This window comes from Intrasporangium sp. (assembly GCF_035280925.1).
In the GTDB taxonomy this organism is placed as follows: domain Bacteria; phylum Actinomycetota; class Actinomycetes; order Actinomycetales; family Dermatophilaceae; genus Intrasporangium.
In genome coordinates this window covers 1-25,719 of the sequence record NZ_DATEEY010000008.1, presented here as the reverse complement: position 1 = coordinate 25,719, position 25,719 = coordinate 1, and the positions used below count along the sequence as shown (strand labels likewise).

Below are 25,719 nucleotides of genomic sequence, written 5' to 3'. Positions count from 1 at the left end.
GCCGGCGTCGGTCAGCTCCACGCGCCGGCTGGTCCGCGCGAACAGCCGCACGCCGAGCTCGAGCTCCAGCGACTTGATCTGGTGGCTCAACGCGGACTGGACGACGAAGCAGCGTTGAGCTGCTCGAGTGAAGTTCTGCGTCTCGGCCACGGCGAGCACGTAGCGCAGTTGCTGCAGCTCCATGGATCAATGATCCATCACGATCGCTGCCGTGAAAATGATGTGTTGGACTCATGGACAGTCGACCCCGCACCGTTGTCGGGTGACCACCTCCACGAAGCTGCCCACGCCGGCCCCGGTCCCTGTGGCCCACCGGACCCTCCCGACCCTGACAACGGCGCTCGCGCCGGCCGTCTGGGGCACGACGTACATCGTCACGACGGAGCTGTTGCCACACGGGCACCCGATGTTCGCCGGGCTCATGCGCGCGCTGCCCGCCGGCCTCCTCGCCCTGGCCATCTCGCGGACCCTCCCACCGCAGGGCTGGTGGTGGCGGAGCGCCGTGCTCGGGACGTTGAACATCGGCCTGTTCTTCCCGCTCCTGTTCCTCGCCGCCGAACGACTGCCCGGCGGCGTGGCCGCCACCCTCGGAGCCACCCAGCCCGTTGTCGTCGCCCTCCTCGCCGTGCTCGTGCTGTCCGAGCGACTGTCCGGGTGGCGGCTGGGCTGGGGCATCGCCGGCGTCGTCGGTGTCGCCCTGGTCGTCCTCGGCCCGAGCGCCGCCTTCGATGTCACCGGTCTCGTCGCCGGCCTCGCCGGTGCCCTCACCATGGGACTGGGCGTGGTCCTCACCAAGCGGTGGGGCAGGCCCGAGGGCGTGAGCGCCGTCGGCTACGCGAGCTGGCAGCTCACCGCCGGTGGCACCGTCCTGCTGGTACCCACGTTCCTCGTCGAGGGACTCCCCACCCAGGTGGATGGCGGGGCCGTGGCCGGGTACGTCTGGCTCGGCCTCGTCGGCGGACTGGCCGCCTACACCGTCTGGTTCACGGGCCTGCGGACTCTGCCGGTCACGGCGACCGCTCTGCTCGGGCTGCTGTCCCCGCTCGTGGCCGCGGCGCTCGGCGCGCTCGTGCTCGGCCAGACCCTCGACCCCCTGCAGCTCATCGGTTTCGCACTCGCACTGGCCGCACTGGCAGCCGGTCAGCTCACCCCACCTCGCGAAGGAGCACACTCGTGAACATCACCGTCATCGGCGCGACCGGCATGGTCGGCGCCCGCCTCGTCACCGAAGCGAACGCCCGGGGACACCGGGTCACCGCCGCCGCGCGACGCCCGGGCAGCTACCCCCGCGGCGGGACCATCGCACCGCTGGCCCTGGACGCCCGCGACCCCGAGCAGCTCGCGGCCGCGCTTCACGGTACCCACGGGGCCATCCTCGCCGTGCGGCCGGCCCCGGGCCACGAACACACCTTGGCGCCGCTGACCACTGGCGTCCTCGATGCCGCCGCTCGCGCGGGCATCCGGCTCGTCGTCATCGGTGGCGCCGGACCGCTGCGCTCCCCGGGCGAGCCCGACCGCCTCGTGGCGGAGGACCCGACCTACGTGCCACCGGCGTGGCGGGCCGTCGCCGCCGCGAGCACCGATCAGCTGCGCGCCTGCGAACGCCATGCCGAGGCGGCGTGGAGCTACCTCAGCCCCCCGGCCCTCCTCGAGCCCGGGCGACGCACGGGCACGTACGTGCGAGGCACCACGACCTTGCTCGTCGGCCCCGACGGCACCTCCCGGATCACCGCCGAGGACCTCGCCGTGGCCGCGCTCGACGAGCTCGAGCGACCCGGCACCGATCGTCACTTCACCATCAACGAGGTGGCCGTATGCCGGTGAGCTGGCTGCCGCTCAACGGCGCCCTGCCCTGGGGCCGGCTCGACGGCATACGGCACGAGCGCTCAGCTGACCGTGTAGTTGGGAGCCTCCACGATCCCCTGGATGTCGTGGGGGTGGCTCTCCTTCAGCGAGGCCGACGTGATGCGGACGAACTTGCCCTTCTCCTGCAGCTCCGGGATCGTGCCGGCGCCGACGTAGAACATTGCCTGGCGCAGCCCGCCGACCATCTGGTGCGCGACCTGCGAGACGGGCCCACGGTAGGCGACGCGCCCCTCGATCCCCTCGGGCACGATCTTGTCGTCGGTATCGACCTCAGCCTGGAAGTACCGGTCCTTCGAGTAGGACTTCTTGCCGCGCGAGCTCATCGCGCCGAGGGATCCCATGCCGCGGTAGGTCTTGAACTGCTTGCCGTTGATGAAGATCAGCTCACCGGGCGACTCCTCGCAGCCGGCGAGAAGCGATCCGATCATGACCGCGTCGGCCCCGGCGACGATCGCCTTGGCGATGTCGCCGGAGTACTGGAGGCCGCCATCCGCGATGACCGGCACGCCTGCCGGCTTGGCAGCGAGCGAGGCCGCGTGGACTGCCGTGATCTGGGGCGCGCCGACACCGGTCACGATCCGGGTCGTGCAGATCGAGCCCGGCCCGACGCCGACCTTGATGGCGTCTGCGCCGGCGTCGACGAATGCCTGGGCACCCTCGCGGGTCGCGACGTTGCCGCCGATGACCTGGACGTGCCTGGTCGCCGGGTCGCTCTTGAGGCGCTGCACCATCTCGACCAGCATCCGCACGTGTCCGTGGGCCGTGTCGGCAACGAGCACGTCGACGCCTGCCTCGATGAGCGTCGTGGCACGCTCCCAGGCGTCACCGAAGTAGCCGATCGCGGCGCCGACCATGAGGCGGCCGGCTCCGTCGTTGCTCGTGTTGGGGAACTGCTCGCTCTTGACGAAGTCCTTGACGGTGATGAGGCCGACGAGATGGCCCGCGTCATCGACGAGCGGGAGCCGCTCGCGCTTGTGCTGGCGCAGGAGCCGAGTGGCGTCCTCGCGGCTGATGCCCTCGTGGCCGGTGATGAGCGGCATGGGGGTCATGACGTCACGCACGAGGGTGCAGGCCCACTCCTTGACCGGGGTGAACCGCAGGTCGCGGTTGGTGACGATGCCGATCAGCGTCTTGTCGCCGTCGACGACCGGGAGGCCGGAGACGCGATACTCTCCGCACTTCTGGTCAAGGTCCTCGAGCGTGGCGTCAGGCCCGATCGTGATCGGGTTGGAGATCATCCCGGTCTGGGTCCGCTTGACCAGGTCGACCTGGTAGGCCTGGTCCGCGATCGACAGGTTGCGGTGGAGCACCCCGATGCCGCCCTGTCTGGCCATGGCGATGGCCATGCGCGACTCGGTGACCGTGTCCATCGCGGCGGAGATGAGGGGCGCCTTGATCGTCAGCTCGCGCGTGAGCCGCGTCGTGGTGTCGATGTCGTTGGGTGCGAGGTCGCTGTACCCCGGCAGGAGGAGGACGTCGTCGTAGGTCAGGCCGAGGTCCTCGAACGGGGAGGGAACGTCATTCGTACCGAGGGGCATTGCCCGATTCTACGGGAGGCGCCGAGTGGGTGCGCCGTGCCGAGACGCGGTCGGAATGCTATGAGGGGTCCGCCAGCACGGCCACAGGGAGGGTGGCCAGCGGCACCATGACCGGAATCGTGGGTACGGCCACGAGACCACCGTCGTCTCCTGGAACCGAGCTCGCCGGGGCCGTTGGGATCGGAGCGTCGGTTGCTGGGACGCCAGAACCCAGCTGCGCCTGCGGTGGCAGGGTGCCGGCGTCGTCCGCGCCTGAGGGGCGGCCCGGCTCGCCGGCGTGGGCGGGCATGCCGGCCTCGCCGGGTGTGCCGATGTCGGCGGGCATGCCGGCGTGAACTGACCCCGTCTCGCCCGGTTCGGACGGAGTCGCATCGCTCTGGTCCGTGCCCGCACTCTGGTCCGTCGCGTCGTCGCTCGGGGTCGCGGCAGTTGTCGCGTCGTCGCTCGGGGTCGCGGCAGTCGCCCCGGAGTCCGCCGCCCCGGACTCCGGATCGGAAGCGGGCTCGCCGGCGGTCGCGGCCGCCGCATCTGCTGGTGTCGCGGCTTCCTCCGCGAGACCAGTCGCGCCGTCATGCTCGGGCCCGGCGTTCGCAGTTGAGCTCACCCCGTCAGGATCTGGAGATTCCAGGTCCTGGTCCGGCCCGGCAAGGAGCAGCGCCGTGGGCCCCCCGAGCGTCTGCCACCGGTACCGGCTGACATCCGCGCCCAGGGCCCGCCCGAAGTCCGTGGCGGGGCTGAGCAGGACCGGGCCCACGCCATCGGGGAGCCACGCGGACTCGACCCGCGTGCCGTCCGCACCGACGACCGTGACCCGTCCGGTGGCATCCCGGACCAGCTCGGCGCCCAGGGCCGAACCGGCGCGATCTGGTGCCGGTGCGACCCGAGCCGGCGCCGCAGAGGGCGGGCCATGGGGAACGGTGACGGCCGCTGCCACGCTCGCACCCGACGCGCCGATGGTGACGGCCGCCAACGTCGAGAGGAGGCGATGACTGTGGTACCGACGCCTGGTCCGCGCCCGTCCCAGCGGACGGTCGGCGTGCTCGGCCAGCGCGGCGAGCAGCCCCGCGATGGGGTCGTCACCCGCGGGCCGACGACTGGCGACGCGGTCGATCAGCAGGTCGTCGGCAACGACCTGGCTCACCGGAGTCGGTCTGGTCATGCCACTTCACCTGCCTCGAGCCGCACCAACATCGTGCGCAGCCGGCCCAGAGCCCGGTGCTGCGCAACCCGCACGGCGCCGGGCGACATGCCGATCGCATTGGCAGTCTCCTCGGTCGACATGCCCACGGCAACTCGCAGGATGAGGATCTCTCGTTGCGCTTCCGGCAGCCTCTGCAGCAGGGAGAGCGCGAGCGCCGCATCGTCGCGCACGACTGCCGCCTCCTCGGGCGTCGGCGCTTCGTCAACCCGATCAGGCAGGTCGGCCACAGGCGTCGGTCCGCGCATCTCGGCGCGTTGCACGTCAGCGAGCTTGTGCGAGGCGATGCGATAGACGAACGCCTCGAACGGAAGGCCGCGCTCCTCATAGGTGGGCACGGCGGTCACCACGGCCATGCACACCTCCTGAGCGACGTCCTGGGCCAGATCCTCGGCACCGAAGCGGCCGAGCCGGACACGTGCGTACCTCAGGGCCAGGTCGCGAACCCGTCGAACCAGCTGATCGCGCGCGACCTCGTCGTGTGCCGCACGGGACACGAGCTCGCGGAGGGAGATGGCGGTGTCCATACCCTCCATCGCCCCGCTCGCGCGTGGCGTTACGCCGGACCGTACGGTCCAGGTGAATCCCATTGGTGATCCAACCCCCGACCTCTCCAACCAGCGGGTCCACCCACGAGGACCCCAAGGGCTGCGTAACGACATGTTACGTGCGGTCACCTGCCTCCCGGGCGGAAAGCGCATGCCATCTGGAGGGCAATTCTTGAACAAGTCTTGAAGGTTCCGGCCTTCAATCGGGGGCTTTGCCCCGGTTAGCGTCGTTGCACGGCTGCAGCAGAGCACCATCGGCCGTTTGCCGCTGAACGCGAAAGATGAGGACGACGACACCATGGCCGAGATCACCCGCCTCCCGGGTCCGGTGGCGGACTTGTGGGACTGGCAGCTCGAGGGGGCATGCCGGGGCGTCAGCCCCGAGGTGTTCTTCCACCCCGAGGGCGAGCGCGGTCCACGACGCCGCAACCGGGACGCCGCTGCCAAGGCCGTGTGCGCCGCCTGCCCAGTCCTGACCAAGTGCCGCACTCATGCCCTGCAGGTTCGTGAGCCCTACGGCGTCTGGGGCGGCCTGACCGAGACCGAGCGCGAGCTCCAGTACGGCGAGCCGACCAACGCCCCGGTCCACGCCATCGCCACCGCATCCTGAAGCAAGGCGGCCGAGACAAGCGCGTATGCCGCTGAGCGCGCTCGCGGGGGGCAGCTCAGCGGCATACGTCCCCTGCTTCCACACAACGAAGGGCCACCCTCGAGATCGAGGGTGGCCCTTGTCAGCGCGGTGGCTGGTGACCGAGGGTCAGTGCCCGTGTCCGTGGCCGTGGCCGGCCGGCTCGAGCTCCTCCTCCGGCTTCTCGACGACGAGCGTGTCGGTCGTGAGGATCATCGACGCGATCGACTCGGCGTTGCGCAGGGCAGAGCGGGTGACCTTGACCGGGTCGATGACGCCGGCCGCGATGAGGTCGCCGTACTCGCCCGTGGCCGCGTTGAGCCCCTGCCCGAGCGGGAGGTCGGCCACCTTCGAGGTGACGACGTAGCCCTGGTGCCCCGCGTTCTCGGCGATCCAGCGCAGCGGCTCCACGACCGCCTTGCGGACGATGGCGGCTCCGGTGGCCTCGTCACCCTCGAGGCCGAGACCGTCGATGACCTCTGCGGCGTGGATCAGGGCCGTGCCACCACCGGCGACGATCCCCTCCTCGATCGCGGCGCGGGTCGCGGAGATGGCGTCCTCGATGCGGTGCTTCTTCTCCTTGAGCTCCACCTCGGTGTGCGCGCCGACCTTGATGACGCAGACGCCACCGGCCAGCTTCGCGAGGCGCTCCTGGAGCTTCTCGCGGTCCCAGTCGGAGTCGGTGCGCTCGATCTCGGACTTGATCTGGGCGATCCGGCCGTTGACCTCGGAGGACTCACCCGCACCGTCGATGATCGTCGTGTTGTCCTTCGTGAGCACGACGCGCCGGGCCTGGCCGAGAACGGTCAGGTCGGCCTGGTCGAGCTTGAGGCCGACCTCCTCGGCGATGACCTGGCCACCGGTGAGGATGGCGATGTCCTGGAGCATGGCCTTGCGGCGGTCACCGAAGCCGGGCGCCTTGACGGCGGCGGCGTTGAACGTGCCGCGGATCTTGTTGACGACGAGCGTGGACAGGGCCTCGCCCTCGACGTCCTCGGCGATGATCAGAAGCGGCTTGCCCGACTGGACAACCTTCTCGAGCACGGGCAGCAGGTCGGCGACCGCCGAGATCTTGCCCTGGTTGATGAGGACGTAGGCGTCCTCGAGCACGGTCTCCATGCGCTCGGTGTCGGTGACGAAGTAGGCCGACAGGTAGCCCTTGTCGAACTGCATGCCCTCGGTGAACTCGAGCTCGGTCGCCGTCGTCGAGGACTCCTCGACGGTGATGACGCCGTCCTTGCCGACCTTGTCGAACGCCTCGCCGATGAGGTCACCGAGCGTGGAGTCCTGGGCGGAGAGGGTCGCGACCGAGGCGACCTCCTCCTTGCCGTTGACGTCACGCGCGATCTCGAGCAGGCGGTCGTTGACGGCGCTGACGGCCTTGTCCATGCCGCGCTTGAGGGCGGCAGGAGCGGCGCCGGCGGCGACGTTGCGCAGGCCCTCCTTGACCATCGCCTGGGCGAGGACCGTAGCGGTCGTCGTCCCGTCACCGGCGATGTCGTTCGTCTTGGTGGCGACCTCCTTGGCGAGCTGGGCGCCGAGGTTCTCGTAGGAGTCCTCGAGCTCGATCTCGCGGGCGATCGTGACGCCGTCGTTCGTGATGGTGGGGGCGCCCCACTTCTTGTCGATGACGACGTTGCGGCCCTTGGGGCCGAGCGTCACCTTGACGGCGTTGGCGAGCGCGTCGACGCCGCGCTCGAGCGACTTGCGTGCGGAGTCGTCGAACTCCAGTTGCTTGGCCATGGTGTTCCTTCTGGCTGGTGATACGCGAAACGGTGGGCAAACGAGCCGCACCCCGGCACGACCCCGAGGGGCGTCACCGGGGTGCGGTCAAAGCAGGTGGTGCAGCGGAGTCGATGCTCAGCCGACGACGGCGAGAACGTCGCGGGCGGAGAGGATGAGGTACTCCTCGCCGCCGTACTTGACCTCGGTGCCGCCGTACTTGCTGTAGATGACCTTGTCGCCGACCTTGACGTCGAGCGGGACGCGCTGGTCGCCGTCCTCGTTCCAGCGGCCGGGGCCGACAGCGAGGACCTCGCCCTCCTGCGGCTTCTCCTTGGCGGTGTCCGGGATGACGAGGCCGGACGCGGTGGTCTGCTCCGCCTCGAGGGACTTGACGACGATGCGGTCTTCGAGCGGCTTGATGGAAACCGACACGGTGGTGACCTTCCCTTCGGGATGTCGATTGATCGGGACTGAAGATTGTTGATCCAGGTGAGGTCGGTCGCCGTCGCGGGGGTCGGCCGCTCTCGCGGATCTGGCACTTTCAGGGTGAGAGTGCCAACAAGCAAAATCTAGGTTTGGAGTTAGCACTCGGTCAAGTCGAGTGCCAACACCCGGGAGCTCACGGTCGCTGAGCGACCCGGGCCCCGAGCCTCTGGGCCCTGCCCACGCCGAGTCCGCCCGGGCGACGTTGTCGTGCCCCCGCTCGTTCTCGGACCACGCCACGTCCGCCCCGGCGACGTCGTGGCAGCCCAGATCCGGCGTGCCGGCCCGCCCGGTGACTGCGAGGATGCGGCCATGGACGCAGCGATGGTGGACCGCCTCGCGACGGGAGAGGGCTGGGCGCTGCTCCAGTCGCTTCCGGCCTACGACGAGTCGACCGCGCTCCAGCTCCAGGTCAGGCTGCGCGACGCCTACGACCCGGACCTCGTGGCTGCCGCCATGTCCCAGTCCCGACTGCGTGCCAAGGCGGCCGACAAGTTCGGGGGCTTCGCGGCCGGCATGCTCTTCACGCCCGACGGCCTCGAGCAGGCCACCCGCCTCCCCATCGCCGCCCGCCACGCCCACCGCTTCGCGTCAGCGGACGTGCGCGAGGTGTATGACCTCGGCTGCGGGATCGGCGCCGACGCGATGGCCTTCGCGGGACTCGACCTGGTCGTCCGAGCGGTGGACGCCGATCCAGCGACCGCGCGGATCGCCGCCGCGAACCTGCGCCACTGGCCGTCCGCTCGAGTGACGCACGCCCGCGCCGACGAGGTGCAGCTCCCCCTCGGCGAGGCGGCCCGTCACCTCGGTGTCTGGCTCGACCCAGCCCGCCGCGTCTCCGGGATCGCCGACAGCCGCGGCCGGACGAAACGGGTCTTCTCGCTCGACGCGATCTCGCCGACCTGGGAGGAGGTCCGGGCCTTCGCCGCCGACACCCCGGCCACCGGCGCCAAGCTCTCGCCATCGTTCCCGCACGCCGCGGTCCCGGACGGCGCCGAAGCCCAGTGGAGCTCGTGGGACGGCGAGGTGGTCGAGTGCGCTGTCTGGTGGGGGCCGCTGGCATTCAGCGTCGGCCGGACCGCTGCTGTGTGCTCGGCTTCGGCCACCCACGTCGTGACCGAGGCGGAAGCGGCGCCCGCCTCCGGTACGCCGCACCTGCCATCCCTCACCGATCTGGGCGAGTGGTTCTACGAGCCGGATCGAGCCGTCATCCGCGCCGGACTGACGGGCGCGCTGGCCGCCGCCGTGGACGGCACCGAGCTGGGAGCCGGCGTGGGCTACGTGACGAGCCCAGCGGCATACGACATCGCGTGGGCGAAGCGCTACCGCGTCGTCGAGGCGATGCCGCTCTCCCGCAAGGCACTGTCGCGGTGGCTGCACGACCGCGGCCACGACCGGGTGACGATCAAGAAGCGCGGTGTCACGCTCGACCCCGACCTGCTGCGTCGACAACTCAAGATGACCGGCCGTGGCAGGGGCGGCTCGGAGGCGACGCTCGTCGTCACGCGGGTCGCCGGCGCCCAGGTCGCCCTCGTCGTCGAGGCGGCGTGACCACGCCCTGACCAGCCCTGACCACGGCCTGTCTGGGGCTGACCACGATCCGCCTACGACCACGGCGTCCGCGGCCGGCGTTGCAGCTCTCCGTCGACAGCCAGGTCGAGCTTCTCGGTGTAGAAGGCGATGAGTCCAGCCACCGGTGCGGCGTCGTGGCGCGGCTCCTCGTACGACCAGGCGACGTCCTGCAGCACGGTGTCCCCGATCCGGGCGGACCAGTAGGAGGCCTCACCCTTGTACGCGCAGAGCGTGTGCGAGTCGGTCCGGTCGAGCAGGTCCATGGCCACGTCCTCCCGCGGCACGTAGTAGCGCGTCGGCAGCGGCGTCTCGAAGAGCAACGTCGCACGGGTGGTGTCGGCGAGGGTGACCCCGTCGCTGGCGATGACGACGTGGCGGCTGGACCTGAGGCAGTCGATCCGGTCGAACGGGTCGCGCGGGTGAGCGAGAACCGGCTCGTCCTCCTCGTACCACTGCGCGAACGCGTCCCAGTCGAGCACGACGCACCCGGCCAGGTCCGGGTCGTCCGGCCGGAAGGCCGCGCCCGGCAGGTCGCCCGCGTCCGTGCGGATCGTCAGGGGGGTACCCGGCGTGGTGTGCGCACCGAAGGGGGTGTGCGGATCCAGGACGGGCGGGCCGTCGTCGTCCATCGGCACCGGGTTCTCGGCCGCTGCCTCCCCCTCCGCAGGGACGAGCTGGCCGGCGATGTCCTCCTCGGGCACCGCGTAGGACCCGACGACACGCCTCGGCTCCCACACGAGCTGGACGCGGCGGCTGTCGACGATGGTCCGGCCGAAGGCGCTCGCCCGAACCCACTTGCCCACCGGGTGGACCCGGAGGTCCGGAAGCGCTCGCAGGATCACTTGCCGCATGCGGGTGGCCATGGTCCAGTGTGACTCACAAAGCAGCGTCGGGCTGGGCCCCGGACCACTGGACCGCGTCTGCGCCGGCCCGGTTCGCGGCCTCGAGAGCCTCCCTTCGGGCGGCGCCTGCGGCGAGCGCCGCAGCCAGTGCCCCACAGAAGGCGTCACCGGCTCCGACCGTGTCCACGACGTCAGACTCGTCGAGCCGTATGCCGCTCACCTCCTCCCCGTCCCACCTGGCCCCGGCTGCCCCGAACGTCACCAGCAGGGAGGTCGGGATGAGGTCGGAGTCCGCGAGCTGGCGCATCTCCGACTCGTTGACCACGACTGGGTCCGCGATGGCGATGACGTCGTGCGGGAGGGAGGCATAGGGCGCGAGGTTGATGACGACGCGGCCGCCGGCGCGGTCGGCCAGGCGGGCGGCGCGGGCGACCAGGTCCGCGGGCACCTCGAGGGAGCAGAGGAGCACGTCACCGGGGCCGAGGCCGACCGCCTCGATCGACTCGTCCCCGACCTGCCGGTTGGCGCCGGCGACGACGACGATCGTGTTCTCCCCCGCCTCGTCGACGGCGATGAACGCGGTCCCGGTCGGGGCGTCGCTGGACGACGGCACCTCGGCCCGGATGCCGTGGCGCCGGAGCCGGTCGAGATAGGCCGCGCCGGCGTCGTCCGCTCCGACCCGTCCAACCATGACGACCTCGGCACCGGCGCGTCGCGCGGCCATCGCCTGGTTGCCGCCCTTGCCACCCGCGAATCGGCCCGCAGCCTCACCGAGGACGGTCTCCCCCGGGCGGGGGTGGCTCTCGACCCGCGTGACGACGTCGACGTTGAGGGAGCCGAGGACGACGACGCGCCCCATCAGCGGGTCGCCCCGGCGCTGAGGATGGTGTCGCGCCAGAGGGCGGAGTAGCGCTCGTGGGCGACACCCAGGGCGACTCGGACCCGCACCGGCGGCTCACCGTGCGGGTCGTGCGACAGGTCCCCACTCCAGTCCCTCCGGTCGACGATCGTCCGCCCGCGGGACCAGCGACCCGCGAGCTCGACACGGATCGGGAGGACCTGGGTCGTCAGCCCCCCGGGATCGAGAACCGCGCAGACCGCCCCGGCGTCGCCGATCGTCGCGGCATCCCTGCCGAACCGCTCGCACTGGAACTGGATGAGTCTCCCGGCGAGCTCCGCTGCACCCCGCCCACCGACTGCGACCAGCTCGTCGGCTTCGGCGGCTGCGACGACCGGGTCGTAGAACACGTCGAGGCCGTACATGGTGACCGGGATGGCCAGGTCTGCGGCGGCATCGAGCGCGATCGCCGCAGCCTCCGGATCGTGGAAGACGTTGAACTCCGCGGAAGCCGTGGCGTTGCCACTCTGTGCCGCCCCGCCCATGAAGACGATCTCGGCGATCCCGCGGGCGGTCGCCGGGTAGGTCCGGAGCAGCAGCGCGATGTTGGTCAGCGGCGCCGTGGGCACGAGCGTGACCTGCTCGCCCGCGTCGGCGGCGGCCATGCACGTGTCGCGCAGCAGCTCCACCGCGTGCCGGGGCTCGGGCCGCAGCGTCGGGGCAGGCCAGCCGAGGTCGCCCATGCCGTCCTCCCCGTGGACGTGCCGGGCGTCCGTCGGGTGCTCGAGCAGCGGGCGCTCGGCTCCTCTCGCGACGGGCACGTCGCTGCGGCCGGCCGCCTCGAGCACGGTCAGGGTGTTGCGGACGACGTCGTCGACCGGGGCGTTGCCGCCGACGCAGGTCACGGCCCGCAGCTGGAGCGCGGGGTGGGTCGCCGCCAGGAGCAGCGCGCAGGCGTCGTCCACTCCGGTGTCGACGTCGAGGACGACGGGTCTCGCGGTCGGCGGCACGCGGTCAACGTACCGCCAAAGGTGCGGTGGGTACGGTCGACGCGTGCCAGACACCCCGAGGACCCGACTGCCCGGCCTTCGGTCCCGCGCCGTGATCGCGGTGGCGACTGCCGCGACCCTGCTCCTGGCCTCCTGCTCGACCGGTGCCTCCCCGTCAGGACCCTCGCCGTCAGGACCCTCCCAGCCAGGGACGTCGGTGACGACGGGACCTGTCGGAGGCACCTCGACGACGGGACCTGTCGGAGGCACCTCGACGACGAGTCCCTCGACGACGGCACGGGGCACCGCCGCCTGCGCCTCGGGGCTGGTGGCCACGATGCCCCCGTCCGAACGCGCAGGCCAGCTGCTGATGGTAGGCCTCGACGTCAACGCCCGACGCGACAGCCTCGATGCCCTGGTCCGCGACCGACACCTCGGCGGGGTGGTCCTCCTCGGCGGCTGGTACGACGGGACCGATCGCGTTCGCGCCACGACCCGGCACCTCGAGTCCGTGGCCGACGGGTCCGGGGACGACCCGGGGCTCTTCCTCGCGGCCGACCAGGAGGGTGGCAAGGTCCAGCAGCTCCGGGGCGAGGGCTTCACCCGGATCCCGACCGCCCTCGCACAGGGCGACCTGTCACCCAGCCAGCTCGCGACGCGAGCGGCTGGGTGGGCTGCGGAGCTGCGCGACGCCGGGATCAACGTCAACCTCGCGCCCGTCGCCGACGTCGTTCCGGCCGAGCTCGGGCGAGCCAACGACCCCATCGGCCAGTGGGACCGGCAGTTCTCCGGCGACCCGACCGTGGTGGGCCGGATGGCCAGCGCGTTCATCGAGGGGATGCACCGCGGCAAGGTGGCGGCGACGATCAAGCACTTCCCGGGCATCGGCCGGATCACCGGCAACACGGACATCACCGCCGACGGCATCACCGACCGCACGACGACGGCCTCGGACCCGTATCTGCGGCCCTTCGGCGCCGGCATCGAGGCCGGAGCGGACTTCGTCATGGTCGGTTCCGCGATCTACAGCCGGATCGACCCGGGCGTCAACGCCACGTTCTCGAAGGCGATCATCAGCGACCTGCTGCGTGGCCGAATGGGCTACGACGGGGTCGTCATCACCGACGACGTCGGTGCGGCCAAGGCCGTCGCGGCGACACCGGTCGGCGAGCGCGCGACGAAGTTCGTCGACGCCGGCGGGGACATCGTCCTCACAGCCCGACCGGACACCGTGCCGACGATGCACCGAGCCCTGACCCGTCGGATGGACGAGGACGCCGACTTCGCAGCGAAGGTCGCAGCAGCCACCACCCGGGTGATGGCGCTCAAGGTCAAGCTCGGCCTCGCCTCCTGCTGACCCGGCCCCCCAATCGAGTGAACAGAATCCGGGTGCTGCTGAACCGGCCCCCAATCGAGTGAACAGGATTCGGGCAGGCACGCCCCCGATTCCTGTTCACTCGATCAGGAAGAAGTCGGTCAGGACTGGACCAGCTCGACCGGCATCGACGAGTCGGTCGGCAGCGCGAGGGCGCTCGGCTCACGGCCCTTGGCCACCATCTGGGCCCCGAGGGCGGCCACCATCGCGCCGTTGTCCGTGCACAGCGCCGGCCTGGGGACGCGCAGGATGATGCCCGCCTTGGCGCACCGTTGCTCCGCCAGCGTCCTCAGCCGGGAGTTCGCTGCCACACCACCCCCGATGAGCAGGTGGTCAACGTCGTTGTCCTTGCAGGCAAGCAGGGCCTTCCTCGTCAGGACGTCGACGACCGCCTCCTGGAAGGAGGCCGCCACGTCGGCGACCGGCACCGGCTCCCCGGCGCGGTGGCGCTGCTCCACCCACCGAGCCACGGCCGTCTTCAGCCCCGAGAAGGAGAAGTCGAAGCGGTGCCGCTCCATGTCTCGCCCCGTCGTCAGCGCCCGCGGGAAGTCGATGGCCACCGGGTCACCTTCGCGGGCGGCCCGGTCGATGTGGGGCCCTCCGGGGAAGGGCAGCCCGAGGACTCGGGCCACCTTGTCGAACGCCTCCCCGGCGGCGTCGTCCATCGTCGATCCCATCGACCGCACGTCGTCCGTCACGTCGGGCACGAGCAGCAGCGACGAGTGCCCGCCAGAGACGAGCAGGGCCATGGTCGGCTCCGGCAGCGGTCCGTGCTCGACGATGTCGACGGCGACGTGCGACGCCAGGTGGTTCACTCCGTAGATCGGCTTGTCCAGGGCCACGGCCAGCGCCTTGGCGGCGGCCACGCCGACGAGGAGCGACCCGGCCAGACCCGGGCCGGAGGTCACGGCGATCGCGTCGAGGTCGCGCAGGGCCACGCCGGCGTCGCGGCAGGCCCGCTCGATCGTGGGGACCATGGCCTCGAGATGCGCGCGGCTCGCCACCTCGGGAACCACTCCGCCGAAACGGGCGTGCTCGTCCACGCTGCTCGCAACGGTGTCGACGAGGAGCGTCTGGCCGCGCACGATCCCGACGCCGGTCTCGTCGCACGACGTCTCGATCCCGAGGACGAGCGGTTCGTCAGCCATGGGTACCTCCGATGTGCTTGCGCATGACGAGGGCGTCGATGGCCCCCGGCTGGTAGTAGCGCCGGCGGACCGAGATGACCTCGAAGCCGCTCGACGCGTAGAGCCGCTTCGCCGCCTCGTTGTCGGCCCGCACCTCGAGCAACAGGGCCGCGGCCCCGCTGCGCTCGGCTCGCCGGACCAGCTCGTCGAGGAGCCGGCGCCCCAGCCCATGGCCTTGCGCCTCCGGCACGGTCGCGATGGTCATCAGGTCCGCGACATCGCCGCTGACGTCGATGCCCCCGTAACCGACGATCTGGCCGTCGTCGACGGCGACGACGTAGTCGCGACGCGGCCGCTGGGCGAGCTCCGCCCACCAGGTCCGTGCCGACCAGGCGTCATCCCGGAAGAGCGTCACCTCGAGTGCGGCCAGCGTCTCGAGGTCGCTCCATTCGAGCTCGCGCAAGGGTGGCGCGGTCATCCGAGCGTCGACTTCCGGGTCGGCGGCGCGGTGGCCACGTCTGGGCGCCGCAGGTAGAGCGGCTCGAGCCCGTCAAGCTCGTCCCCGGTCGCCAGTCGCCGGGTGGCGAGGTCGGCGAGCGCGCCCGCCGACACGTCCAGTGGAAGCGGCCGTATGCCGCTGGGCTCGCTCCCGTCGTCGGCTGACCTGCCGAGGTCGGCGGGGTAGAGCCGCGGCCCACGCCCCGCCACGGGCAGCGCCCGCCACTTCTCGTCGAGGTCTGCGGCGCGACTGACGACGGGCCCGGCCACGCGGGTGAGGCCACGGTCGTCGAGGAGGAACTCAGCGGCATACACCTCCTTGCGTCTCGCGTCTGTCGCGGCGAGGAGGCGGCCCCGGTGGCCACCCACCCACGCCTCGTGCGCGAGGGCATCGAGGCTGCACAGTCCGTGGACCGGCACGCCGAGGCCAAGGGCGAAGGTCCGTCCGGAGACGATCCCCACCCGCAGGCCGGTGAAGGGTCCGGGACCGATCCCGACCACGACCCCGGTGACGTCGGAGGGGCCGGCGCCCGCCTGAGCGAGCGCGGAGTGGATGTTCGGGGCGAGGTGCTCGGCGTGAGCCCGCGCATCGAGCGTCGTCTGCTCGGCCACGACGGCGTGCCCGTCGTGGAGGGCAACCGTGATGGCGGTCGTGGACGTGTCGATGGCGAGCAGGAGCACGGCCGTCAGGCTATCCCGCCCCCCAGGCCAGCACGTGACCCCACCCGTCGAGGCCGGCACATCACCCAGCCCGATCGAGTGAACAGCTCTTGCGGGCTCAGGCGGGGAAGAGAGCGTGCCACGAGCGCTTCCCACCGTGCGCCCACAGAGCGGTCGGGTTTGGGGCAATAGTGCGAACGCCCCCCAGCGGGTGACTGCCGAAGCTACCCTCGATCACGTCGACGACGAAACCGCTCGCCGGCGACTGGTCGGCCGCCGACGTGGTGGCTCCAGCAGGGATGGTCGCCAGTGGTGTGGTCGCGACCGTCGACCTCCGTGCTTGTTGCTGGCTGTGACGATGGGGACCGCCACCGCTCGGGCAGTTGTCAGGCCCCGGCACACGCGCGGCTCACGAGCAGCTTGAGCGGTGCGGACCATCCACCCGCCGCGCGGAGGGAGAAACCATGCTGGGGAAACCCAACATTCCCGCTCCACTACGGCGGGCACTCATTCTCACGGCGATGCTCGCCGTCCTGGTGGGAGCGGCTGTGGCCTGGAGGTCGGGCTTCTTTTCCCCGGGCTACAACGGACAGAAGATGGCGATCCCAGACGACCCGCCGCAGACAGACAGCCCACCGCTGCCGACCAAGGGGCATGCCCCGACTGTCACAGGGGCGCGATACGTGACCGCCGTGAGCGCTGAGGGTCGCTTCTTCGTCGATCAGCATGGTGAGCCGATCCTCGTGCGGGGCGATTCCCCATGGTCACTCATGGTCGACGTCTCCCCCCAGGACGCCGAACGGTACTTTGCCAAGCGCTCGGCCCAGGGTTTCAACGCGGCCCTGGTCTCGCTCATCGGCTCGACCGCCAATGGAGGGCCGTCCGACGACGGCGCAACCTACGACGGGCTGCTTCCTTTCGTGTCCAGTGACGTCCTGGCATGGAACGACGACTACTGGAAACGCGTGCACAGCTATCTGCTCAAGGCCGCGAACCACGGGATGACGGTCTTCCTGTACCCGATCGACGGCTGGACGATTGGCAACTCGTTTGTCCCCACGAGCACTTCCACCTGTCACGAGTACGGAATGAGGGTTGCCAGGTACTTCGCTGGGCTGCCCAACATCGTGTGGATGACAGGTGGCGACTACTTTCCAGCAACGGAGGACCTGGCCGCCGGTAGCGAGGTGGACCACTGCATGGACGCAGCACTGCGGGGGATCCGCGACGCCGGCGACACCCGGCCCTTCTCCATACAGCTGAACTACGAGCGGTCCTGGTCGACCCAGAACCCGTACTGGGCACCTCGCGTCGACTGGAACTTCGTGTACACCTACCACCCCACCTACGAGGCAGTGCTCAAGGCCTACCGTTCCCATCCAGCGCGACCGGCGCTGTTCGGCGAGGGCAACTACGAGGGCGAGAACAACCAGCCGAGCGCGCCCACGACCGCCGAGACGCTTCGCCGACAGGTGCTCTGGGCATTGACCTCCGGCTCGCCCGGGGACATCTTCGGCTCCGACGACTGGGAGTTCTTGCCGGGATGGCAGGGCCGGCTCGACTCGGAGTCCATCCGTCAGATCTCCAGACTGCGGGCACTGGTCGAGGCACTCCCCTGGTGGCAGCTGGTGCCCGATGACAGGGAGCCGATTGTGACCGCCGGTCGAGGCGAGCAGGTGACGGACGACACGTTCCGGGACGTCCTCGACAGCGACTACGTCACGGCGGCGAGCACTCCGGATGGTACGACCGCCTTGGTGTACGTGCCGACGTCACGGGAGATCACCCTCGACACCAGTCGGTTCGCCAAGGAAGCCGAGGCCTACTGGATCGACCCGACCACCGGTGATCGGCTGCCAGCTCGTCTCACAGCCCGCCTGCACACGCCGGAACGCAACTCTGGGGGCGACAGCGACTGGCTGCTGCTGGTTCAGTCCCCCTGATGGGTGCTGCATCCGGGCGAGTTTTCGCGCCGAGGGAGGTCAGGCGTCGAGCCGTAGCGACTCCAGCAGGTTCTCCCACCGTGCCCCGACGGGGGCGAGACGGGCACGGCGGACCTCCTCGCCCGTGAGCGTGATCCCGAGCCGATCGGCGGAGAGCTGCTCGACGAGACCCGCGCCCCACTCGATGATCGTGACGCTCTCGTCGAGGTCGGCATCAAGGTCGAGGTCGTCGAGCTCCATCGCGCTGCCCAGGCGGTAGGCGTCGACGTGGACGAGCGCGGGGCCGCCGACGAGCGACGGGTGTACGCGTGCGATGACAAAGGTGGGCGACGTGACCGGTCCGCGCACGCCCAGGCCCTCGGCGATGCCCTGGGTCAGGGTCGTCTTGCCTGCCCCGAGATCACCGGTGAGCACGATGAGGTCACCAGCCCGAAGAAGCCGGCCCAGGCGGGCACCGAAGGCCTGCGTGTCCTCGCGCGTGGCAAGCGTGGCCTCACGTGCCACTGCGGCTCGCTCTCCGGGCCGTCGCGGCACCCTGCGCCCGGCGCAGCCTGGCCAGGGCACGAGCTCGCTCCGCCTTCACCAGCTCGTCGGCCTCACGGTCGATGCGGCGCTGGCGCCGGTTCTTCGCCACGTCGGTGACGATGCGGCGCACGCGCGGCTGGCGGGACACCTCGATGTCCTCCTCCCGAGCCCGGGTGCCCTGCTCCGCGAGCTCGAGCAGATGTGCGCTGAGCAGGTCTGGGTGCTCGAGCATGATGATGTGCCCGGCGTCGTTGACGACGATGTGCTCGGCCCCCGGGATGCCCTCCACGATGAGCTCGCTGTGCTCCGGAGGGGTGAGAACGTCCTGCTTGCCGTTGAACACGAGCGTGACGGTGTCCTTGAACTCGGCCAGCGCCGGCCGCCTGTCGTACCCGTCGAAGATGAGCAGGAAGTCCCTGATCACGTCAGGTGGCGTGGCCATCAGCATGTCGGCTGTGTGCCGGACCACCGAGCGCGGGACCGGCGAGGCGAAGGAGTTCTGCTCGACGAGGAGCTCCTCGAGGTCACGGCCGATGCGGCGGAGCCGGACGACGAGTTCCGGCCGGTCGCCGAGCGGCCCGAGTACGGAGGGGCCGAGGCGCTCGAGCAGGAGCCGCCCGAACGTCGCACTCCGGCCGCCGTTGGCCAGGATGAGGCCGCCGGCGCTGGTGCCGATGAAGGCGGCGCCCGCGACCCGCTCGCGGACGAAGTGAGGGTGCCGTTCGCCAAGGGCGAGCATCGACATGCCGCCCATCGAGTGGCCGGCGAGGATGAGATGGCCGGTCGGGGCCACCTCGTCGACGACCTGCTTGAGGTCGTCACCGAGCTGGTCCATGACGTACGACGTCGGGTCGCCCCGACCGGACTGGCCGTGTCCCCGCTGGTCCCAGCTGACGACTCGGTAGCCGGCCGCCTTCAGGGCACGCCGCTGGTACACCCATGACCGCAGGCTGAGGCAGTAGCCGTGGCTCAGCACGATGGTCGGGAGTCGAGCGGGATCGTCTCCGCCCGTCAGGCCCTTGGCCGCGGCCGCAGCCGCCTCGGGCGCTGGTAGGTCGATCTCGACGTGAAGGGGGACGCCGTCCTTGGTGAGGACCATCCGGTCCTCGTCCGGGGTGATCTCGAGCTGCTCCTTGGTGTCGAGTGCGTCCAGGGCCGCTCGGTGGCGGCCGGCGCGGTCGGCGGCGATGCCCGCCGCGACACCGGCTGCGACACCAGCCGCCCCGAGCACGATCCCGAGGACGGGGTTGGGCCGCCCGTTGCTCACACCTCTGCCCCGCCAGGGGCGCCGCCGCGCCAGAGCCGGGGCACTCGCGCGCCGATCCTCGACACGATCTCGTAGCTGATGGTGTCCGTGGCGTCTGCCCAGTCCTGCGCGCTCGGCTCCTCGGGGCCTGCACCGAAGAGGGTCACGACGTCGCCTGCCACAGCCGAGCTCTGCGGACCCAGATCGACGACGAACTGGTCCATGCACACGCGGCCGGCGATGGTCGTGCGGTGGTCGCCGACGCGGACCGGCCCGACGTTGGTCGCGTTGCGAGGGATGCCGTCGGCGTAACCGAGGGGAACCAGCCCGACCGACGTGTCGACCTCCGGGCGATAGACGTGGCCGTAGCTGATGCCCTGCCCGGCCGGCACCCGCTTGACGAGGGAGAGTCGGGCGCGGAGCGTCATGACCGGGCGCAGGCCGAAGTCGTCCGCCACCTGTGGGACCGGCGAGAGGCCGTAGATGGCGATCCCCGGCCGGACGAGGTCGGCGTGTGCCGAAGGGTGGAGGAGGGTCGCCGCCGAGTTCGCGAGGTGCCGGACCTCGGGGCGGAGGCCGACCTTCTCCGCGAGCGCGACGGCCTCGAAGAAGGTGTCCTGCTGGGTGAGCACGGTCGGGTGCTCGGGGGCGTCGGCGAGCGCGAAGTGCGTCCAGATCCCGACGACGGAGATCACGCCCTCCGCCTCGAGGAGACGGGCGTGGTCGAGCAGGGCGGGCCAGTCGGTGCCATAGGCTCCGCCGCGGCCCAGACCGGTGTCGATCTTGAGGTGCACGCGGGCGGTGCGGCCCTGCTCGCGCGCTGCGGCGGCGATCGCGTAGAGCGTCCACGTCGCGGAGGCAGAGAGGTCGATGTCACGGCGCACCGCACCTGCGAAGTCGCTGCCGGGGACGCTCAGCCAGGTGAGCAGCCGTGTCGTGATGCCCGCGTCACGGAGGGCGAACGCCTCGGCGAACTGTGCGACGCCGAGCCAGCCGGCGCCGGCTCGAACCGCGGCACGTGCGACGGGAAGGAGGCCGTGTCCGTAGGCGTCGGCCTTGACGACCGCCATCAGCTCCGATTTCGGGGCTCGAGCGCACAGCGTCCGAACGTTGTGCTCCAGCGCGTCGAGGTCGATCTCCGCCCAGACGGTGAGTCCAGCGGTCGGGTCAGTGGCGTTCATCGTTGCGCATCCTCGCATGTCCGGTTCCACAGAGCAGACTCGCCCCATCCGCTCTCCCGCGCCAGCTCCTCCTCGCCTGATCGAGTGCACAGCTTTCGGGGACGCGAGGTCGCAGAAGTTGTGCACTCGATCGGGTGCGCGGGGTCACCTCAACGGCGGAGGAGGTCCCGGATCGTCGGGCGGAGCGCCTCGGCGACGGCAAGTGCTCGCAGCGGGCCTCCGCCGGACGCGCGGTCGGCCGCCACGCCATGGACGAGGGCTGCGAGCGCGCCCGCGTCGAGCGGGTCCAGGCCAGCCGCGAGCAGCGTGCCGGCCACCCCGGCGAGCACGTCCCCGGAGCCGGCCGTGGCCAGCCAGGGCGGCGCCTCGGCCTGGGAGCGCACCGGCCCGTCCGGCTCGGGTCCGACGACGAGCGTGGTCGAGCCCTTGAGGAGCACCGTCGCCCCGGTGAGCTGGGCCGCGATCCGTGCGTGCCGGACCGGCTCCCGCTCCACGTCCTCACGAGTCACGGGTCGACCGACCGGAAGCCCAGGGCCTGCCGTGCTCGCGCCGCCACGGTTCGATGCCTGGTTCCGGTTGGTCGACCCGGACAGGCGGCCCAGCAGCCGTGCCAGCTCTCCGGCGTGTGGCGTCAGCAGGGTGGGAGCCGTCCGCTTGCCGGTCACCAGGTCGAGGCCACCCGCGTCGACGACGACCGGCAGGTCGCCGGAGAGTGCCTCGCTGGCCACGCGGAGCTGGGCCTCGGCTTCCTCCCCCGTCGCCTCCGGGTCGAGGCCCGGACCGACCACCCACGCCTGCACGCGGCCCTCCCCGACCACCGCCTCGGGGACCGCCGCCCGGACCAGGGCTGTCGGTGTCGACGTGCCCACGTAGCGCACCATCCCGACCCCTGACTCGACCGCAGCGGTGACCGCCAGGACCGCCGCGCCGGTGTAGGCCTCCCCACCTGCGACGATGCCGAGCACGCCGCGGGAGTACTTGTCGTCGGCGGGACGCGCCACGGGCCAGAGCTCAGCGACGTCGTCGTAGGCCAGCCGCTCGACTGCAGCAGCGACGTCCTCGGTGGCCAGCCCGATGTCGACGACCGTCAGCCGGCCCGTCGCCGCCTCGCCGGCCGGCAGGAGGTGTGCCGGCTTCGGGACGCCGAAGGTGACCGTCTCGTCCGCCCACACCGCGTCGTCATCGGCCTCGACGCCGTCAGGGTCGAGACCGCTCGCCACGTCGACGGCGATGACCCAGGCGTCGTCCGCGATCGCGTCGACGAGGGCGGCGGCGGCCGGGCGGAGGCCGGGCCGCCCCCCGATGCCGACGATGCCGTCGAGCACGAGGTCGCCCTCGGCCACGACCCGCGCCGCGAATGCCGGGTCCTCGGCAGCGACGAGCACGGTTGCCCCGGCAAGCTCGGCGGCCCTCAGCCCGGGACCGTGGACGCCGGCCCGACCGGCCTCGGGCACCAGCACCACAGCGCAAGCGAAGCCGGTGTCGCAGAGGAGCCCAGCGGCATACAGGGTGTCTCCCCCGTTGTCGCCCGCGCCGACGAGCGCGACGACGGTGCGCCCGTCCCGTTCCACGAGCCTGGCTGCGGCGACCTGGGCGAGCCCCTCGGCCGCACGTCTCATGAGCTCCCCGTCGGCGAGCCCGGCCATCGCGGCCGACTCGGCGGCCCGCACGTCGGCGACCGAGAGCGCCCGGATCATCAGCCCTCCGCGATGACGATGGCCGACGCGACGCCCGCGTCGTGGGACAGGGAGACATGGAACCGGTCGACGCCGAGGTCGTTGGCCCACGCCTGGATCGAGCCGCCGATCTCGAGGGACGGCTTGCCATCGTCGTTGGTGACGACGCGGGCGTCGGTCCAGTGCAACCCCGCGGGGGCACCGAGCGACTTGGCCAGCGCCTCCTTCGCCGCGAAGCGTGCGGCGAGGGAAGCGACTCCCAGCCCGCGCTCCTCCGCCGTGAAGAGCCGCTCGAGGAGAGCGGGAGTGCGTGCGAGCGTCTCCTGGAACCGCGCGATGTCCACGACGTCGATGCCCACTCCGATGATCACGTCAGCCCCGTCCCGACCAGACCATGCGGGCCCCACCGTCACGCGCGACCACCGCACCATCACGCGCCATCAGCGGGACCGTCACTCCACCGTGACGGACTTGGCGAGGTTGCGCGGCTGGTCCACGTCGAGGCCCTTGGCGGAGGACAGCCACAGGGCGAAGACCTGGAGCGGCACGACGGTGAGCAAGGGGGCGAGCAGCGACGACGTCGCCGGCACCCGGATGACCTCGTCAGCGAACGGGACGACGGCCTCGTCGCCTTCCTCCGCGATGACGAGGGTGCGCGCACCACGGGCTCGGATCTCCTGGATGTTGGAGACGACCTTGCCGTGCAGGCCGTGCTCGCTCGTCGGCGAGGGCACGATGACGAACACCGGCTGCCCGGGCTCGATGAGCGCGATGGGCCCGTGCTTGAGCTCGCCCGCGGCGAAGCCCTCGGCGTGGATGTACGCGAGCTCCTTGAGCTTGAGCGCCCCCTCCATCGCCACCGGGTAGCCGACGTGCCTGCCGAGGAAGAGGACGGCGCGGGTGTCCGCCATGAACCCGGCGATCTCCTTGACCCGCCCCATCTGCCCAAGGACCTTCTCGATCTTGCCCGGGACGTCGGCGAGCTCCTTCATGATCGCCTGGGCGTCGTCGGCGTAGGCACCACCGCGGAGCTGGGCGAGGTAGAGCCCGAGGATGTAGGAGGCGGTGATCTGGGCGAGGAAGGCCTTCGTCGACGCCACGGCGACCTCGGGGCCGGCGTGGGTGTAGAGCACGGCGTCCGACTCCCTGGGGATGGTCGAGCCGTGCGTGTTGCAGATCGAGATCGTCAGGGCACCGAGATCACGCGCGTGCTTGACCGCCATGAGCGTGTCCATCGTCTCGCCCGACTGGCTGATCGACACGACGAGGGTCCGCTCGTCGACGATCGGGTCGCAGTAGCGGAACTCATGGGCGAGCGCCACCTCGACCGGGATCCTCGTCCAGTGCTCGATGGCGTACTTCGCGGTCATGCCGGCGTAGGCCGCGGTGCCGCAGGCGACGATGGTGATCCGGTCGACGGCCTTGAGCTGCTCCTCCGAGATCCGCAGCTCGTCGAGGACCAGCCGACCGTCCGGGTCGGTCCGCCCGAACAGCGTGTCACGCACGGCGTGGGGCTGCTCGTTGATCTCCTTCTCCATGAAGGTCGCGTAGCCGCCCTTCTCGGCGGCGGCGGCGTCCCACGTCACCTCGTAGGCCTTGCCCTGGGCGCTCGAGCCGTCGAAGCCGATCACCGTCGCCCCGTCGGGCGTGATCGTCACGATCTGGTCCTGCGCCAGCTCGAGGGCGTGACGGGTGTGACCGATGAAGGCCGCGACGTCCGAGCCGAGGTAGTTGGCGCCGTCCCCGAGCCCCACGACGAGGGGGCTGTTGCGCCGGGCCCCGACGACCACGCCGGGCTGGTCGGCGTGGATGGCGAGCAGGGTGAAGGCTCCCTCGAGGTCCGCCACGACCGTGCGCATCGCCTCGGTCAGGTCGCCCTTCTTCTCGTAGGCACGGGCGAGCAGGTGGGCGACGACCTCGGTGTCCGTCTCGCTGGAGAAGGTGACGCCGTCCGCGATCAGCCCGTTCTTCAGGGCGTGGAAGTTCTCGATGATGCCGTTGTGGATGAGGGCGAGCTTGCCGTCTGCCCCGCCGCGGTGCGGGTGGGCGTTGCTGTCCGTCGGGCCACCGTGCGTGGCCCAGCGGGTGTGGCCGATGCCGGTCGTCGAGAGCGGGAGCGGATCGGCCTCGATCTCGCCCCTCAGGTTGGCCAGCTTCCCCGACTTCTTGCGGGTCTCGACGTGGTCCCCATCGATGAGGGCGATCCCCGCGGAGTCGTAACCCCGGTACTCGAGTCGGGCCAGGCCCTCCATGACGACGTCGAGCGCCGTGCCGTCCTGCGTCTTACCGACGTAGCCAACGATTCCACACATGCGGAACAGCCTAAGGGACCGCCAAGCGGGCCAAGTCCACGCTGGCGGCCCACGTCGGCAAGAATGGCAGGGTGTCGCAGCCATCCCGTCGAGACGACGTGACGGAGTCGGTCGTCGTCGAGGACGACGGCCCGAACGGCCGGGTCCCCACGACCCTGCCGTCGCCCTACGTCGAGCTCGACCGGGTGGCGTGGTCCCGCCTCCGCGAGAACTACCCCCTCGTCCTCGACGAGAACGACCTCGCCCGCCTGCGGGGCCTCGGCGACCGGGTCGACCTCAACGAGGTGGAGGAGGTCTACCTCCCGCTCTCGCGGCTGCTCAACTTCTACGTCGGCGCGACGCGGGAGCTGCACGACGTGACGACCACCTTCCTCGGCGAGCGCCCCGCCAAGACCCCGTTCGTCATCGGGGTCGCCGGCTCGGTCGCGGTCGGCAAGTCGACGACCGCCCGCATCCTGCGCGAGATGCTGGCCCGCTGGCCCGACACGCCGCGCGTCGAGCTCGTCACGACCGACGGGTTCCTCTTGCCCAACGCCGAGCTGGAGGCGCGGGGCCTGCTCCAGCGCAAGGGCTTCCCGGAGTCGTACGACCGCCGGGCGCTGCTGCGGTTCGTCGCCGAGGTCAAGTCCGGCAACGCCGAGGTCACCGCGCCCGTCTACTCGCACCTGACCTACGACATCGTCCCGGGCGAGCAGATCGTGGTGCGCCAGCCCGACGTGCTCATCGTCGAGGGACTCAACGTGTTGCAGGCTCCCGAGGTGCACCCGGTCCGCGGCACGGGACTGGCGGTGAGTGACTTCTTCGACTTCTCGGTCTACGTCGACGCGTGGGTCGACGACATCCGCAAGTGGTACGTCCAGCGGTTCCTGCGCCTGCGGGAGACGGCCTTCTCCGACCCGCACTCGTACTTCCACCGCTACGCGGCGCTCTCCGACGCCGAGGCCGTCGC

General features: G+C 71.1%; 25 protein-coding genes. 7 read left to right on the top strand and 18 right to left on the bottom strand.

Features of this window, described 5'->3' with window-relative positions:
* Nucleotides 1-183, bottom strand: a 183-nt coding sequence (locus VJN29_RS00590; RefSeq protein WP_324141410.1) for a LysR family transcriptional regulator, incomplete at its 3' end; no start/stop codon positions are given.
* A gap of 79 nt (nucleotides 184-262) precedes the next feature.
* On the opposite strand from VJN29_RS00590, the gene VJN29_RS00585 reads away from it, so the two are divergent.
* Nucleotides 263-1,177, top strand: a complete 915-nt coding sequence (locus VJN29_RS00585; protein ID WP_324141408.1) for an EamA family transporter — start codon at nucleotides 263-265, stop codon at nucleotides 1,175-1,177.
* Entirely contained in the window at nucleotides 1,174-1,824 is a 651-nt protein-coding gene (locus VJN29_RS00580) for an NAD(P)-dependent oxidoreductase (protein ID WP_324141406.1), read from the top strand. Before VJN29_RS00585 ends, VJN29_RS00580 begins: the two co-directional genes overlap by 4 nt.
* Before the next feature lie 62 nt (nucleotides 1,825-1,886).
* Here VJN29_RS00580 and guaB read toward each other — a convergent pair whose 3' ends face one another.
* From guaB to shbA, 3 genes are read right to left on the bottom strand one after another with little or no spacing between them, the layout of a single operon-like run.
* Nucleotides 1,887-3,404, bottom strand: coding sequence for an IMP dehydrogenase (gene guaB / locus VJN29_RS00575; protein WP_324141404.1), 1,518 nt, complete (start codon nucleotides 3,402-3,404; stop codon nucleotides 1,887-1,889).
* Between the two features lie 58 nt (nucleotides 3,405-3,462).
* Nucleotides 3,463-4,563 carry a hypothetical protein gene (locus VJN29_RS00570; RefSeq protein ID WP_324141402.1) on the bottom strand — a complete coding sequence of 367 codons (1,101 nt, stop codon included), beginning with the start codon at nucleotides 4,561-4,563 and terminating at the stop codon, nucleotides 3,463-3,465.
* Entirely contained in the window at nucleotides 4,560-5,138 is a 579-nt protein-coding gene (shbA, locus tag VJN29_RS00565; RefSeq protein ID WP_414654305.1) for an RNA polymerase sigma factor ShbA, read from the bottom strand. Before shbA ends, VJN29_RS00570 begins: the two co-directional genes overlap by 4 nt.
* A gap of 310 nt (nucleotides 5,139-5,448) precedes the next feature.
* On the opposite strand from shbA, the gene VJN29_RS00560 reads away from it, so the two are divergent.
* Nucleotides 5,449-5,760 carry a WhiB family transcriptional regulator gene (locus VJN29_RS00560; RefSeq protein WP_324141414.1) on the top strand — a complete coding sequence of 104 codons (312 nt, stop codon included), beginning with the start codon at nucleotides 5,449-5,451 and terminating at the stop codon, nucleotides 5,758-5,760.
* 147 nt (nucleotides 5,761-5,907) lie between these two features.
* On the opposite strand, the gene groL is transcribed toward VJN29_RS00560, so the two are convergent.
* The gene (gene groL / locus VJN29_RS00555) at nucleotides 5,908-7,521 is read right to left on the bottom strand and encodes a chaperonin GroEL (RefSeq protein ID WP_324141398.1); all 1,614 of its coding nucleotides are present in this window, start codon (nucleotides 7,519-7,521) and stop codon (nucleotides 5,908-5,910) included.
* 117 nt (nucleotides 7,522-7,638) lie between these two features.
* Complete coding sequence (groES, locus tag VJN29_RS00550; protein ID WP_041308421.1) at nucleotides 7,639-7,935, bottom strand: co-chaperone GroES; 297 nt, start codon at nucleotides 7,933-7,935, stop codon at nucleotides 7,639-7,641.
* A 363-nt stretch (nucleotides 7,936-8,298) separates the two neighbouring features.
* On the opposite strand from groES, the gene VJN29_RS00545 reads away from it, so the two are divergent.
* A complete protein-coding gene (locus VJN29_RS00545; protein WP_324141395.1) occupies nucleotides 8,299-9,537 on the top strand; it encodes a class I SAM-dependent methyltransferase in 1,239 nt (412 codons plus the stop codon).
* Nucleotides 9,538-9,590: 53 nt separating this feature from the next.
* Here VJN29_RS00545 and VJN29_RS00540 read toward each other — a convergent pair whose 3' ends face one another.
* From VJN29_RS00540 to VJN29_RS00530, 3 genes are read right to left on the bottom strand one after another with little or no spacing between them, the layout of a single operon-like run.
* Entirely contained in the window at nucleotides 9,591-10,421 is an 831-nt protein-coding gene (locus VJN29_RS00540; protein WP_324141393.1) for a DUF427 domain-containing protein, read from the bottom strand.
* Nucleotides 10,422-10,434: 13 nt separating this feature from the next.
* Nucleotides 10,435-11,259: a ribokinase gene (locus tag VJN29_RS00535; protein WP_324141391.1), complete on the bottom strand. Its 825-nt coding sequence runs from the start codon at nucleotides 11,257-11,259 to the stop codon at nucleotides 10,435-10,437.
* Nucleotides 11,259-12,563 carry a nucleoside hydrolase gene (locus VJN29_RS00530; protein WP_324141389.1) on the bottom strand — a complete coding sequence of 435 codons (1,305 nt, stop codon included), beginning with the start codon at nucleotides 12,561-12,563 and terminating at the stop codon, nucleotides 11,259-11,261. The genes VJN29_RS00535 and VJN29_RS00530 overlap by 1 nt, the downstream gene beginning before the upstream one ends.
* A gap of 1 nt (nucleotide 12,564) precedes the next feature.
* On the opposite strand from VJN29_RS00530, the gene VJN29_RS00525 reads away from it, so the two are divergent.
* Nucleotides 12,565-13,584, top strand: coding sequence for a glycoside hydrolase family 3 N-terminal domain-containing protein (locus VJN29_RS00525; RefSeq protein ID WP_324141387.1), 1,020 nt, complete (start codon nucleotides 12,565-12,567; stop codon nucleotides 13,582-13,584).
* Nucleotides 13,585-13,703: 119 nt separating this feature from the next.
* Here the strand turns inward: VJN29_RS00525 and tsaD are convergent, their stop codons facing one another.
* Genes tsaD through tsaB form a run of 3 tightly spaced genes read right to left on the bottom strand, consistent with a single transcriptional unit; the run spans nucleotide 13,704 to nucleotide 15,908 of the window.
* Complete coding sequence (tsaD, locus tag VJN29_RS00520; protein WP_324141385.1) at nucleotides 13,704-14,750, bottom strand: tRNA (adenosine(37)-N6)-threonylcarbamoyltransferase complex transferase subunit TsaD; 1,047 nt, start codon at nucleotides 14,748-14,750, stop codon at nucleotides 13,704-13,706.
* On the bottom strand, nucleotides 14,743-15,207 hold the full coding sequence (rimI, locus tag VJN29_RS00515; protein WP_324141384.1) for a ribosomal protein S18-alanine N-acetyltransferase: 465 nt from the start codon (nucleotides 15,205-15,207) through the stop codon (nucleotides 14,743-14,745). The genes tsaD and rimI overlap by 8 nt, the downstream gene beginning before the upstream one ends.
* Entirely contained in the window at nucleotides 15,204-15,908 is a 705-nt protein-coding gene (gene tsaB, locus VJN29_RS00510) for a tRNA (adenosine(37)-N6)-threonylcarbamoyltransferase complex dimerization subunit type 1 TsaB (protein WP_324141382.1), read from the bottom strand. Before tsaB ends, rimI begins: the two co-directional genes overlap by 4 nt.
* A 671-nt stretch (nucleotides 15,909-16,579) precedes the next feature.
* On the opposite strand from tsaB, the gene VJN29_RS00505 reads away from it, so the two are divergent.
* A complete protein-coding gene (locus VJN29_RS00505; protein ID WP_324141380.1) occupies nucleotides 16,580-17,830 on the top strand; it encodes a DUF4038 domain-containing protein in 1,251 nt (416 codons plus the stop codon).
* A 39-nt stretch (nucleotides 17,831-17,869) separates the two neighbouring features.
* On the opposite strand, the gene tsaE is transcribed toward VJN29_RS00505, so the two are convergent.
* The 6 genes from tsaE to glmS form a co-directional block, all read right to left on the bottom strand.
* On the bottom strand, nucleotides 17,870-18,334 hold the full coding sequence (tsaE, locus tag VJN29_RS00500; protein ID WP_324141378.1) for a tRNA (adenosine(37)-N6)-threonylcarbamoyltransferase complex ATPase subunit type 1 TsaE: 465 nt from the start codon (nucleotides 18,332-18,334) through the stop codon (nucleotides 17,870-17,872).
* Nucleotides 18,324-19,622, bottom strand: a complete 1,299-nt coding sequence (locus tag VJN29_RS00495) for an alpha/beta hydrolase (protein ID WP_324141376.1) — start codon at nucleotides 19,620-19,622, stop codon at nucleotides 18,324-18,326. The genes tsaE and VJN29_RS00495 overlap by 11 nt, the downstream gene beginning before the upstream one ends.
* A complete protein-coding gene (gene alr, locus VJN29_RS00490) occupies nucleotides 19,619-20,782 on the bottom strand; it encodes an alanine racemase (protein WP_324141374.1) in 1,164 nt (387 codons plus the stop codon). Before alr ends, VJN29_RS00495 begins: the two co-directional genes overlap by 4 nt.
* A 149-nt stretch (nucleotides 20,783-20,931) precedes the next feature.
* Nucleotides 20,932-22,479: a bifunctional ADP-dependent NAD(P)H-hydrate dehydratase/NAD(P)H-hydrate epimerase gene (locus tag VJN29_RS00485; protein ID WP_324141372.1), complete on the bottom strand. Its 1,548-nt coding sequence runs from the start codon at nucleotides 22,477-22,479 to the stop codon at nucleotides 20,932-20,934.
* Entirely contained in the window at nucleotides 22,479-22,829 is a 351-nt protein-coding gene (locus VJN29_RS00480) for a holo-ACP synthase (protein ID WP_324141370.1), read from the bottom strand. Before VJN29_RS00480 ends, VJN29_RS00485 begins: the two co-directional genes overlap by 1 nt.
* Nucleotides 22,830-22,910: 81 nt before the next feature.
* Nucleotides 22,911-24,770, bottom strand: coding sequence for a glutamine--fructose-6-phosphate transaminase (isomerizing) (glmS, locus tag VJN29_RS00475; RefSeq protein WP_324141367.1), 1,860 nt, complete (start codon nucleotides 24,768-24,770; stop codon nucleotides 22,911-22,913).
* Nucleotides 24,771-24,868: 98 nt separating this feature from the next.
* Here glmS and coaA point away from each other — a divergent pair.
* Nucleotides 24,869-25,719 (top strand): type I pantothenate kinase (coaA, locus tag VJN29_RS00470; RefSeq protein WP_414654306.1); only part of this gene is annotated, 851 nt, incomplete at its 3' end.